Below are 12,991 nucleotides of genomic sequence, written 5' to 3' on the forward strand. Positions count from 1 at the left end.
GATTAATTTGCTGTTAATACAATTCCGTCTAATTGACGTTGTGTTCCATCAGGGCCCACGGCCACGATGTTATCGAAAATTACCCTTGTGCCCGGAGTTACTCCATTCATTGCAGCCTGCATCTGTGAACTTAACGTATTTCCGTTGGTTTGTAGTATCACTGCATCAGCCCGAGGCCTTGCAATTACCAGGTTAAACCGGGTCACTTTAAACTTCGCATCAAAGTCAAAGTTCTCTAATATAGCGAAGATCGAATTTTGAGATTTAATAACTACCGAGCTCATTGTTCCTCCTGTCTTTCCGGCAAATTTTGCTTTAGGATCAGGAATACGCTTAACTCTAAAATCACTACTACCAATATTTTGTACTTTACCGTTTATTTCTGCTGATACATTTACTTTAGCTGCTCCGGCAGAGCTTACATTCACTGTATATTTTCCGTTAGAACCAGAGATACTGCCACCAGTCATACTTACCCGAAGATTTTCTTTTGGTATACCCGGAGCAGATACCGATACCGGATTGGGAACGCCAATATAAAACACATTCATCTTGTCCGGAGACACTACTGCCGAAGGACGTGACACCTGATATTTTTGTTCTGCAGTACGGTATTCTTTCACTGAACCATCTGTCTGTTTAACACGTACCGTACCTACCCATGAGAAGACACCTTCGCTGCCGGTATTTACAGAATATACTCCCTTTCCATCTCTTACCTGCAGGTTACTACCGCCTACCGAAATAGAAGGGTTCGATTTTGAATCATAAGCAGTTAAAAATACTTCAGCAGTATAAGGCTGTCCCGCAATAACATATGATGTTGGAGCAACTGCGACCGCAGCAAATTGATCAAGGTTAACTACCGCCTGATCCATTTTACCTAAAATCTTCTTCACAGTTTCAGACTCTGCATTCTTCGTATCAGCCTGAATCTTTGAGAGAGCCGTAATAGCAGCAGTCAACGGAATTCCATCACCAAAGTTCATTTGCTCCCAGGTTTTACGCACCCCTGCCCTGCTTGGCGGATCAACAGCGTGAAGAGAAAAATTCACTCCGTTGCGTTCTTTCTCATCTAATAATGCAAGCAGTTTAGCGCGGGTATCATTTATCTTTTTCTTTAATACTTCTCCGCGTTTTTGGTTAATCATTAATCGTGGGGCAATATCCAGGTTATCTCTTTTATTGATATCACCGGTTGCCTCGTTGTATCCATCGCCTTCCTTTACAAAAAGCTTTTTCAACTCTTCAATGTGCGCGTCAAGTTCGCGGGCATACTGGCTCGCCTTCTTAGCGCGATCATAGATCGGCTTAGCTCGTACGGGCTCTTCCTTTAACTTGGTTGCCTCGAAGGCGGCGAAAGTATTATCCACACCGTTTTGAACGTTTTGAGTGGAGGCTGTTAAACTATCTGTTAAATTTTTGAAGGCATCTAAAATTGAATCACTTACATTCAGCGCTACTAAACCCAGCAAAACCAGGTATAGTATTCCAATCATACGTTGTCTTGGGGTTTGTTTACCTCCAGCCATGTGTCTTTTTTGTTAAAGTGTTAATTGTATTATGAATTATGACTGGTTTAAACACGAGGCTGATTCATGGCGGAAAGCATATTTCCGTAGATAGAATTTAGAGAGGACAAGTTTTTCGCTAGACGGCCAACCTCTTCTTTAAACATTTTTGAATCTTCCATAGACTCATTAAAGTTCTGCATCGTCGCTGATAGGTTTTGGTAGAACTTATTCATTGATTTCAAATGCGCACTTGAATCCTGAAGTTCCAACTCATATACTGCATTTAATGCTGAGAGATTCTTAGCAAGATGATTTACTTGCTCATGATAGGCCTTTGAATCAATATTAGTTTCAGCCATTTCAGACAGACTTCCGGTTGCTTTATCGAAGGCAACGCTTAACCCGTCAAATTTCTGTGAAGCTGTTTTCACCTTACTTGTAAATTCATTTGTTGCTCCTGACGCATCAGCAATGCTGGATATACTTGCTACTTTATCGCCAAAAGTACGTAAGCCGGTTCCCAGGCTCTCAATCAAATCAGGTCCTATCTTCGCATCTTCCATCATTTTATCCAATGCGGCAGTGGAGGAAACTGACGATTGTGCCACGCGGTTGCTGGATTTTGGTAATTCTCCATCAAAATCCTCATCTAACTCCGGATAAACACGTGCCCATTCGGGATCTTTTGGCTCTTGCTGAAATCCCATAACAAAAAACAATATAGCTTCTGTAATCAAACCCGCAGCAATCATCATCTCACCACCTTTCCAGTGTAAAATCTTGAACATCAGTCCAATGATAACAACAGTTGCACCCCAGGATATTAAGGAATTAATACCCAATTTGAATTTAGCTTTCTTAGCCATAAAAATTATAAGATTTAGAGATTTTTAAGATGATTAAATTGAATATTAACGTTTGTCATTGATGTCACGTCCCTGGTATTTGGAGATGCAACGGAAGCCAATGTACGACTTTGAGGTGTCCTGATATTCAAACGTATTTGCCGAGTTTTGAAGGAAATAACCAATATCTTTCCATGAACCACCGCGTACAACTTTACGCTTTAAAACCTCCGGATCCTCAGCGCGGGCTTCATAATTAAATGTAGGGTTTAAGTCGTGAACGAAGGTAGAAGCTGATTCATCATAAGCAGATGAAGTCCACTCGGCAACGTTACCCGACATATTGTATAGACCAAAATCGTTAGGATAGTACGATCTGACGTTGACAGTGAAAGTACCTCCATCATCGATGTAATTACCACGACCTGGCTTAAAGTTGGCCATTAAACAACCTTTCGCATTGCGGATGTAAGGTCCGCCCCATGGATAGCTGGTTCCAACACGACCGCCGCGGGCTGCATATTCAAATTCTGCTTCAGTAGGCAGGGCGTATTCAGACCGAATCGGAATTCCACGACTCTCTCTGTATGATTCGTTAAAACGAGTCCGCCAAACAGTGAAGGCACGAGCCTGCCGCCAGCTTACTCCTACTACGGGGTAATTGGCAAATGCCGGGTGAGAAAAATATCCCTGTGTCATCGGCTCGTTCTGTGCATAGGCAAAATCCGATAACCAACTCAGCGTATCCGGATAAATGGCAACGGTATCACGCATGATGAAATCTGACCTCTTTTTAGATTTGTCATTGCGGAAGTTAGATGCTTCACGCAATTTCATGATGGCAAAATTGTATTTCAGAAGACGAATATCCAACTCATTGCGATCGAATACACGGTCTTCGCCCTGGTAATACATTGCCTCAAGTTTACTGGCGTTAGCTGCTGCCCCCTTACCACTCCAGATACTGGACCCATCACCAACTTTCTTCCAGTCAATGTATTTCTTACCTGTAGTGTTTGTAGCTCCCTTTCCCTTAGGTTGCAGATAGAACTTATCATCCTGAAGATAAGTAGTAACAGCGATGGAATCTCTGACCCAGTTTACAAACTGGCGATATTCACTGTTAGTTATCTCCGTCTCATCCATGTAAAAAGCCTGAATAGTAACTTGCTTGTTCTGAGAAACTTGCGCGAATGTGATATCCTGATCGGTTTGCCCCATAATAAAAGTTCCTGCCGGAACGTATACCATTCCGTATGGAACTTCGTTATTTCTAAACTTCTTATTAGAGACGCCAATCAGTTCGCCGTTAGACCCACCTTTACCACAACTGCTTGCCAAAACGGCAATAGCTATAAAAGCGCTAAAATAAATTTTTCTCATTTGGGTTGTTCTCAGGTTGTATTCCTACTTCAAAACTATCTCGAATATATACAAAAAACACGTTATCTGCATAAAAAGAATACTTTTCTACCAGGTCTCAATGTAACTTTTACATTTAAACATAGGGCTGAAACTATCTAATTTTACTGGATAATATAAAACGCTATTGTAATGCCGTATTCTATTAACTTAAAATTATTTTTGCTTTACGTAGGAAATTAGATAAATGTTTCCCCTAAAATAAAAAATGTTTTAAAAATGCGCTATCAGATTGCAGATAGATTTAATAATCTTTTTAAAGCAACGGCTATTTTACCGGATTAGGTAACTTATTTGTTGACTAGCTTAATATATTGCTCGATGGCCATAGTCATGCTTGGGGCATTGGGGGTGGGTGCGGGAATATCTAATATCAAATTATGATCAATCACAGCCTTATGAGTACTGGCGCCGAAGGCTGCAATCCGGGTGTTATTTTGTACAAAGTTCGGGAAGTTAATAAACAACGACTGAATGCTGGAAGGGCTGAAAAAAGCAATTACATCATAAAAGACTTCTGCCAGGTCAGACAAATCACTACAAACCGTACGGAATAAAACCGCAGATTTATAGTCGTATCCGTTTTCCAGCAAAAATTTCTGAGTTTCCTCAGCAGCCACATCTGAACATGGATAAAGGAATTTTTCTGCAGTGTGCTTCTTTAACACCTCAGCCAGATCAAGTGCACTCTGTTTGCCGAAAAATATCTTGCGCTTACGATACTGGATATACTTCTGGAGGTAAAGAGCAATGGTTTCTGAGATACAAAAGTATTTCATGTCTGCCGGCACGTCATACCGCAGTTCTTCGCAAACGCGGAAAAAATGATCCACTGCGTTCCGGCTGGTAAAAATAATTGCAGTGATTTCTGCAAGATTGATTTTCTCTTTACGAAATTCTTTAGCAGGTACTCCTTCTACATGTATGAACGATCGAAAATCGATTTTAAGATTATATTTTTTAGCTAGTTCAAAATAGGGTGACTTATCAGTTTCTGGTTTGGGAAGGGTGACAAGGATACTTTTAACTTTTTTGTTCTTTCTAGCGTCGGTAGATGCTTGCATAGTTTTTCGGCTTAGAACCTAAGTGCTTTGATTAGAATGATTACTGGGCAGATTTCGAGGGCACAAAGGTATATAAATAAATAGAATTTTGAAAAATGAGAGCCTGACAGGACGTTCTTTCCCGCCCGTAAAAATTGCATGGCGAAGACCACAACAATGAACAATATTGCCATATAAGTATACACTCCGGCGTATCGCTGAGGCGTAAGGCTATAGGCAATAACCAGCGGTATAAAAATAAGCGCCGCATTAAAATAACTCAGGTATAAGATGGTTACATATTCTTTAACTAGCTTTTGAATACCAAAAAAGAAACCAAGAACTCTCAATACAATAATTTTCAGCGTGAACAAGCCAATTACAAAGGCCGACAGGATTAAAAACCATTCAAAACCTTTGTACTCATATTCAAGCTGAAAGTGCTTACCCGACAGGTATAAAAACATTCCCATGGTAAGGCCGAAAAGCAGATATAAGAATAAGAATGGCCATGAACTGAAAAGGTTATCTTCCTTGTTGATCTGACTAAGTGTACGATCACTATAAAACGACTCGACAATTGATCTAAGCTCTTTAGAGAATGCGTTTTTCAGAATAGCAAAAAACAAAACCAGCACCATAATAGCCGCCAAAACCCACGTCTCCCCTGTTAAACGCACCTTTCCTTCATTAAACCGAGTACTTTTTTGAGGAAACTTCTTGGCCCATGCTGCGAAGTCAAAATTCTCAACCTTATAAAGATCGATCAGGCTGTCTAAGAAGCGATTCGGTCGGTTAGGATCCGGTGCTGCGATCCATACTCTGGAAAGAGAATCGCCAATTTTCTTTATAGAATCCAGCCTTAACTGGTTAAATTTGAATTCAGCTGCGTCTATCGCATCGCGACGGTAAGCTGGGTCAGGCTTTGCAATATCTGGCTTACCAGGCAGAGTATCAGATTGCGCATGTGCAGTTCCCTGCAAAAGCACAAAAAGAATCAAAAACCCAATCAAACTCCTAACCATATCTACTTTTGAAATTCCAAAGTTTATTTTGCCGATTTGCAAATTTACATCTTTATTAAGTGGTTTTCTGCATCCAATGTTACTTGAAAATTAATTAATTATCTCAAAGACATTCAATCCATAGCATTAACCGCTTAAAAAAAACGGCCATAGCAACCCCCCTGTCCCACTTTTAAATCTAAGTTTAAACTCCGCATTGACTGGTCAGGGAATAGGCTCCTCACTATGGGGCAAATTTATCCGCAGGCGGTTAGAATATTTCCCGCATAAATACTGGTAGAAACGGCCTTAGAGCTTGGACCCGTAATCGAGCTCCTCTTTCTTCTTCATGATAAACTGCGGCTAAAGTATGTTTTTTACTTTTTGACACAGTTCATTTTCCACTCTCCTAATCCTAGTATAAGACACGCTGAGCTGTTTCAGGTTTGGTAGGGCTTTCGTAGTAGTTTCCTAGTAGTTTCCTAGTAGTTCGCTAGTAGTTTTCTACTATCAGGTTACTATCAAATCACTATTAAATTTCAATAAGGTTATTTGAATTGCAAAACCATTTATTTATCAGTGCTAGTCGTGATATAAGTCAGCAAAGAGTATCCGGGTAAGTTAGAGTAAAAGAGATGCTGACCAAGAACTAAAAAAGAACTAAAATGAGACAACTTTTGGTTATGTCAATGCGGGGTTTTGCGACTATTTCGGACAGCTTCGTTTATCGTAATTGTTGCAAGCAGATCAGAAGGCAGGAGTTAAGAGGGGGCTATCATCAATTGTTATAATTGACTTAAAGCCAACTACGATCATTTTACGTCACATCGATCATTCAAAATAAGCTTAAATTTGCGGCTATGGCCGGAATCTATCTTCATATCCCCTTTTGTAAAAAAGCTTGTCACTACTGCGATTTTCATTTCAGCACTTCCATTCGTTACAAGGATGAAATGATTGCCGCAATACGCGCGGAACTAATTCTTCAAAAAGGCTTTTTAGATAATGCGCCCATTGAAACGATCTATTTTGGTGGGGGCACTCCCTCGATCCTGTCGGCCGACGACCTGAAGCTAATTGTTGCGGACATTTATGAGAACTTTACGGTGAGCAAAAGTCCGGAAATCACTCTGGAAGCGAACCCGGATGACCTGCACCCCCAGAAGGTAAAAGAGTTAAAACAGACCTTAATCAACCGATTCAGTATCGGTATCCAGTCTTTTTTCGAGGAAGATTTGATCTGGATGAATCGTGCACACAATTCGCGGGAGGCAGAAAGTTCTGTAAAACGGGTGCAGGATGCCGGCTTTGAAAATATCACTGTTGACCTCATTTACGGTTATCCGCTGCTTAGCAATGAGAAATGGGATTCGAACATCCAACAAGTAATTGAATTTGGTGTTCCGCATGTCTCGGCTTACAGCATGACCGTTGAGCCAGCTACTGCTCTTGCCTCCTTCATCCGCAAGGGCAAACAGCAGGCTATGAATGAAGCACAAAGTGCTGACCAGTTTCTGATGTTGATGGAGTCGCTTCAGGAGAGTGGCTTTGAGCATTACGAGATCTCGAATTTCGCCAGACCGGGGCACTACTCTCGTCATAACTCAAATTATTGGAATGGAATACCCTACCTGGGAATCGGGCCTTCAGCACATTCCTATAAAGACAGTGTCCGTCAGTGGAATGTGGCTAATAATACTCATTACATGAATTCAATAGGGAAAGGTGTAATTCCTGCTGAATTGGAAAATTTGACAGAGGAGAACCAGATTAACGAATATATTATGACCTCCCTAAGAACAGCGGCGGGAATGAACCTGGAAAGGATAACCGAAAAGTTCGGAAGCGGCTACCGCTCGGAGATTGAAAACGATCTGGCCAGATTTGCTGATAAAAATTGGGTTGATCAGAATGCTTCGCTAGTGACCTTAACAAGAAATGGTAAGTTATATGCTGATCATATTGCATCGGAGCTTTTTGTTGGGTAGATATTTTTAAAACAGATATTTTGAAAGTTACCGTTTCCAGTCTCTAAGAAATCAACCGCATTTCGGCTTTTTATTAAAAAGATAAAATCCAGACTTATGTGATTGCCGTAGTTGAACTTAAATCACAACTAACTCAATCAACATGAAAAAAATTCTCATTTTGGCTATTACACTAGCATCTGCTGTAATCAGCACGCAAACTTTTGCTCAAAACACTAAAATGGTCGGCGGTGCAGAGATGTATCCCGCAAAAGACATTGTAGACAATGCCGTTAATTCAAAAGACCATACCACTCTGGTAGCTGCCGTAACTGCTGCTGGGTTAGTAGAAACACTAAAGACTGCAGGGCCTTTTACAGTTTTCGCACCGACTAATGCGGCCTTCGATAAACTTCCGGCAGGAACGGTTGGCGAGTTGGTTAAGCCTGAAAATAAAGCTACCCTAACTAAGATCTTAACCTATCATGTAGTTTCCGGCCGTTATGGTGCAGCTGATATTGCAAAAGCTATTAAAGCAGGGAATGGAAAGGCCGAATTCACAACGGTAAGTGGTGGGAAATTATCTGCTTCCATGAATGGCAAGAATTTGATTCTAACGGACGAAAATGGTGGAACATCTATTGTGACTATTGCTGATGTCTACCAAAAAAACGGAGTAATTCATGTGGTCGATAGCGTGGTTATGCCAAAATAAATCAGTTAATTATTGATAAAAATCCCGGTTTTATTTGCCGGGATTTCTATCAATGAGATTATAAAGAAAGTTACTGACATTGGTTGGCCGTGGCCACATTTTCTGCAAATGGAATAGGGAAACATTCCCAAACATTATCACCAACTCGATCAATGGGTAATTGCGCCAGCCGCCCGTACCGGCGCATATCCACCCAGCGATGTCCCTCCATAAATAAGGAATACCGCCTTTGTTTAAGCGTTTCATTAGTTAATGCTGCCTCGGTTACTGCTCCGGCGTATGGAAGTAAATTGTTAGCGGTCCTGATCCTGTTCAAAGCAACAACAGCATTTGCAAAAGCTCCGGTACGGATACTAGCTTCTGCATATATCAAAACTAATTCCTCGTTCCGGATAATTGGGATCCGATCAGTATTAGTTTTATATAGGGCAACATCGTGAGTTCCGGTTAAGTTGCTCAGAGTTGCGGGAGTAGTACGAAGTGATACTTTATTCAAGCGGAGATCATTCCCTTCGCCAGCGGCAATTGCATCACTTCTAAAAGTTGGATGGGCCAACCTAACCTCTCCGGTTGCATTGGGGGGTAGAAACACAGGGTTCACCTGGTCACCGCTAGCACCCGAAAAGACATGATAAACTCCGGTATTCAAATCGCCTGTCAAGCTCAAAAAAGAATTACTAAGGTGTGTAAGGGCTTCGGGAAACTTTTCGCGGTAAACTGCAACTCTGGCTGCAAGCGCACGGTTAAATCTGGCAAAACCCGCGGGTGTATCAAATCCGTCAAACCCGTCCGAAAGCGGGTATGCAAGAGTCGTACCGGCAGCATTTATCTGCGTGTTACCCTGCTCGAGCAAAGATGCAATCTCAGTTAATGCCTCAGCTGGGGGCACTATTGGGCCGAGGTTATCGGGGTCATTTACTTCTATCCTTATCCCATTTTTATTGTACAAGTTAAGTGTCAGCAATAAATGGTAGGCCTTAATGGTATTGGCAAAACCGAGGTATCCCTGTTTCTGTTCTTCGGTTGCTTTAGAAGTATTTCCGACTGCTTGAATAAGAATATTACAGTTTTTCACAGTCCGGTAAAAGGCATTCCAAGGCCTTGTCGTATAAAATGAATTATTGTCCAACACCGCATTACCCGCGCCCATTAAGTCTTGAGTATAACGCGGGTCGGAACCCGAGAACCGGAACATTTCTCTTCCAACAGCTCCGTAATCATCAATGTAAAACGAAAGCTGATCACGCATACCGGATTCAGTGCCTGTTACCAGGTTATTTAATTCTGGAATTCCCGCATTCTGCAGTACTCCTTCCAGGCTTGGATTATTGGGATCCACCGTATCATCAAGTTCACAACCGGGAACGATGATCATAATAAAACACAGCAAAGCACCTAAAATGCCGGTTCTATTTTTCAGATGAAATTTAACTTTTCTCATGGCTTAGGGCTTAAAAATCAAGTGATAAATTGAAGAACATCCGTTTAGCAGAGGGGTAAGGGGTTACTTCTACCGCTGTAGAGAAGCCTGCAGCTCCAAAATTTGAAACTTCAGGATCATAACTTTCATACGGGGTGATTGTAAATAGATTTGTAGCTGATACACCCAACTTTACGTTTGAAACCACATCGTTAAAAGCATTTTTTACCCAAACGGCTGGAAAGGTATAATACAAGCCCGCATCTCTTAAACGCAGATAATTGGCGTCCTTAACAAACCCTCTTGCTGTTACCCCAAAGTTATTAATTCGCTCAGTTGCATTATTAATCCCATCACCGTCATCATCATCGCTGTAGTCCCTGGTCGTTCCGCCAAGGTCAGTTAAAAACTCAGTCAGGTTGATATTCTGCCCGCCATTCTTCCAGTGTAGCACAAAACTGAGGGTCAGATTCTTAAGTATCGTAAGATCGTTTGAAAAGCTCATTTGAAACTTGGGCTCGGCATCACCCAACACTACCACTCCTTGCGGCCCGTCTACGCCTACTATCTGGGTGGCGGATTTGCCCTCTTCAATCCTAAACGAACCTAAATTATTACTAAAAGCCCCTACGTTAAATGCTGGAATATCGAGTTTGACCATTTTTGACCTGTTCAGCCAGAAGCTGGTTCTCGAATTCCATTTAAAGTTAGCTGAACTTACAGGGGAAACTGTTAAACCCAGTTCAACTCCCCTATTTCGTAATGTGCCTCCGTTGATAAACTTCTGGACAAAACCGGATGATGAGGGAACATTCTGAGTGAATATCAGATCCTTGCCTTCACGGTTATAGTAAGTGGCATCTAAGGCTATTTTTCCTTCTAGTAAGCTCAGGTCGAAGCCTGTTTCAAATTCCTGCTGGCGCTCCTGCTTGATTTGATCATTGCCACGCTGAACAAAACCCTGGGAGTTCACCACTCCTATAAAAGTACCGCCAAACCCACCAATATTTGCTGGAGAAAAAACTGTGTACTTCGATCCGAAAGGGGGGAAATTTCCCGATTCGCCATAAGCTGCTCTAAGCTTCAGTTGGTTAATCGCGTCTAATGTCCAAAAGCCAAAATTGGCCACATTAAGGGCCAGGGATACTTTCGGGAAGGTTTCATATTTGTTAACATCCGCATTGTCAGAAGATTTATCAAAACGAACACCTCCGTTAAGAATGATTTTGTCATCAAAATTAATTTCTTCCTGAACAAACAGTCCACGGTTCTTGCGTGGTATACGTTGCTGGAAAACCGTTACCGCGGATGCCTGGTTTAAGTTTGTTTGTGAACCGGTGAGCCTGGTCGCCGCATTCAGGATTTGATTCTGGTCAAAGTCCTCCATAGTCGCCCCGCCCGAGGTGGTAAAGTTCAATTTTTTATCCAAAGCTGCATAGCTATTAACCAGGTAAGCTGAGATGTTAGTATTGAAATTATTGGTATTGCCCTGTATTGAAGCTCCATCGGTACCGTTGCCGCCTGATTGAAATTGCAGGGTATTAGGAAAGATGGCCCGTGTATGTAAATTATAGTAATCCATTCCTCCTCTGACAATCATTTTAGTGGTGGATTCTTCTCCTTCCTGCAAAAAGGCAGTGAATGTGCCGCCTCCAATAAACCGGTTGACTTTTTCGTTATTAGTCATTAGGTCGCGGGTTTCAAGGGGGTTCGAGGCTGCATACGGATTCCTGGGATATACGCCATTGGCATCAGGAAACAAGTCAGCATAGGTGGGTGTGTTTGCTAAAGCTACCCCAAGAGATACACCTGTATTATCATTATTGGTTAACCCTCTATCTGTGGAAGAATTAACGTAGTTAGTACTTATTGATACGTTAAACCTGTTGGATATCCGGTGATCAACATTTGCCCTTACGGAAGCCTTTTTGTATCCTGTTGATGAAATTATCCCCTCTTCATCCTGGTAGAGTCCTGAAATTAGAAATTTCGTTTTATCATCGCCTCCTGAAAGACTCAGGGATGAACCTGAAAGCAAGCCCTTATTGCCATATAGCTCTTTTTCATAGTCATAGATTTTGCCGCTTGTCACCGCATTCCTATAGAGTGCTTTCTGAGCATCAACTGCGGGCTGGTTGGTTACGACTCCCGCAGTAACTGATTGGAAAAATGCCTGAATCTTGTCTTCGTTCCAGGGGCTTACACCTAAAAGCTTACTTGCCGTAGAATATCCAATATTCTGAGAAAAAGAAATCTTGGTTTTCCCGGACGCTCCTTTTTTGGTAGTAATGATCACAACCCCTGAAGACGCCAGGGATCCATATATTGCTGCGGCCGACGCTCCTTTCAGCACCTCTACACTTTCAATATCTGCAGGGTTTAGATCAGCTATCCGGTTAGACGGATTATCCTGGTTAGACGTACTGCTGGCTCCCCGGGAAGCTTGAGTGACTGTGTTCAATCCCCCGGAAATGGAGGAATTATCTATAAAGACACCGTCGATAACGTACAGTGGCTGGGTATTACTGTTTACAGAGGTTAATCCCCGCAGCCGTACCGAAATCCCACCTCCTGGTGCACCGCTGGCGGCAACGATATTTGCGCCCGCCAGTTTTCCATTGAGCGCTCCCTCCAGGGTTTGCGAAACCGCAGTTCCGGTTAACTCTTTTGCTGAAATAGTAGCGACCGCATTTGCCAGATTACTTCGCTTTACGCTGGTGGCTAAACCGGTAATAACAACTTCCTCAAGTTTGGCTAAATCTTCGCGCATGCTGATGTTCATATTTGAGCCCGCTCTCGCATCCTGGCTGACATAACCCAGGAACGAAAATTCAAGGATAGCATTTTCGGGAACATTGTTTAAGGAGAAGGAGCCGTTGGTGCCCGTGGCCGTTCCGGTTAAAGAGCCCTTTACTTTTACGGTCACACCCTGAAGAGGTTGCCCGGTGCTGGCCTCAGTAACTCTGCCCGAAGCGGTTATCTGTGCCATGGATGCAAGCGGCAAAAAACTTATTGCCACCACAAGAAATGAGAGTAACAATTTCGATTTCATATTTAGCAA

General features: G+C 42.2%; 9 protein-coding genes. 2 read left to right on the forward strand and 7 right to left on the reverse strand.

Translation table 11 applies throughout. The features are described 5' to 3' along the window. Positions 1–2: 2 nt before the first annotated feature. From porM to AC1MCB_RS13890, 5 genes are all read right to left on the reverse strand, one after another. Complete coding sequence (porM, locus tag AC1MCB_RS13870; protein ID WP_479965301.1) at positions 3–1,532, reverse strand: type IX secretion system motor protein PorM/GldM; 1,530 nt, start codon at positions 1,530–1,532, stop codon at positions 3–5. A 47-nt stretch (positions 1,533–1,579) separates the two neighbouring features. Then, the gene (gene porL, locus AC1MCB_RS13875) at positions 1,580–2,380 is read right to left on the reverse strand and encodes a type IX secretion system motor protein PorL/GldL (protein ID WP_479965302.1); all 801 of its coding nucleotides are present in this window, start codon (positions 2,378–2,380) and stop codon (positions 1,580–1,582) included. 45 nt (positions 2,381–2,425) lie between these two features. Beyond that, positions 2,426–3,742: a T9SS ring complex lipoprotein PorK/GldK gene (gene porK / locus AC1MCB_RS13880; RefSeq protein WP_479965303.1), complete on the reverse strand. Its 1,317-nt coding sequence runs from the start codon at positions 3,740–3,742 to the stop codon at positions 2,426–2,428. 329 nt (positions 3,743–4,071) lie between these two features. Then, positions 4,072–4,845 carry a uroporphyrinogen-III synthase gene (locus AC1MCB_RS13885; RefSeq protein ID WP_479965304.1) on the reverse strand — a complete coding sequence of 258 codons (774 nt, stop codon included), beginning with the start codon at positions 4,843–4,845 and terminating at the stop codon, positions 4,072–4,074. Positions 4,846–4,856: 11 nt separating this feature from the next. Beyond that, positions 4,857–5,891, reverse strand: a complete 1,035-nt coding sequence (locus AC1MCB_RS13890) for a DUF4271 domain-containing protein (RefSeq protein ID WP_479965305.1) — start codon at positions 5,889–5,891, stop codon at positions 4,857–4,859. A gap of 797 nt (positions 5,892–6,688) precedes the next feature. Here AC1MCB_RS13890 and hemW point away from each other — a divergent pair. Together hemW and AC1MCB_RS13900 are read left to right on the forward strand one after the other, a co-directional pair. Beyond that, a complete protein-coding gene (hemW, locus tag AC1MCB_RS13895; RefSeq protein ID WP_479965306.1) occupies positions 6,689–7,816 on the forward strand; it encodes a radical SAM family heme chaperone HemW in 1,128 nt (375 codons plus the stop codon). A 142-nt stretch (positions 7,817–7,958) separates the two neighbouring features. Continuing rightward, a complete protein-coding gene (locus AC1MCB_RS13900) occupies positions 7,959–8,510 on the forward strand; it encodes a fasciclin domain-containing protein (protein ID WP_479965307.1) in 552 nt (183 codons plus the stop codon). A gap of 70 nt (positions 8,511–8,580) precedes the next feature. Here the strand turns inward: AC1MCB_RS13900 and AC1MCB_RS13905 are convergent, their stop codons facing one another. Beyond that, positions 8,581–9,951 carry a RagB/SusD family nutrient uptake outer membrane protein gene (locus AC1MCB_RS13905; protein WP_479965308.1) on the reverse strand — a complete coding sequence of 457 codons (1,371 nt, stop codon included), beginning with the start codon at positions 9,949–9,951 and terminating at the stop codon, positions 8,581–8,583. A gap of 10 nt (positions 9,952–9,961) precedes the next feature. Next, positions 9,962–12,982 (reverse strand): SusC/RagA family TonB-linked outer membrane protein, encoded by a 3,021-nt coding sequence (locus tag AC1MCB_RS13910; protein WP_479965309.1) that lies wholly within the window; start codon positions 12,980–12,982, stop codon positions 9,962–9,964. Positions 12,983–12,991 lie beyond the last annotated feature (9 nt).

It is taken from the genome of Daejeonella sp. AP26 (assembly GCF_056680515.1).

Bases quoted from the DNA above. Each gene is read 5' to 3' on its own strand.
- porM (WP_479965301.1), bottom strand. From the start codon at position 1,532: ATGGCTGGAGGTAAACAAACCCCAAGACAACGTATGATTGGAATACTA.
- porL (WP_479965302.1), bottom strand. From the start codon at position 2,380: ATGGCTAAGAAAGCTAAATTCAAATTGGGTATTAATTCCTTAATATCC.
- porK (WP_479965303.1), bottom strand. From the start codon at position 3,742: ATGAGAAAAATTTATTTTAGCGCTTTTATAGCTATTGCCGTTTTGGCA.
- AC1MCB_RS13885 (WP_479965304.1), bottom strand. From the start codon at position 4,845: ATGCAAGCATCTACCGACGCTAGAAAGAACAAAAAAGTTAAAAGTATC.
- hemW (WP_479965306.1), top strand. From the start codon at position 6,689: ATGGCCGGAATCTATCTTCATATCCCCTTTTGTAAAAAAGCTTGTCAC.
- AC1MCB_RS13900 (WP_479965307.1), top strand. From the start codon at position 7,959: ATGAAAAAAATTCTCATTTTGGCTATTACACTAGCATCTGCTGTAATC.
- AC1MCB_RS13905 (WP_479965308.1), bottom strand. From the start codon at position 9,951: ATGAGAAAAGTTAAATTTCATCTGAAAAATAGAACCGGCATTTTAGGT.
- AC1MCB_RS13910 (WP_479965309.1), bottom strand. From the start codon at position 12,982: ATGAAATCGAAATTGTTACTCTCATTTCTTGTGGTGGCAATAAGTTTT.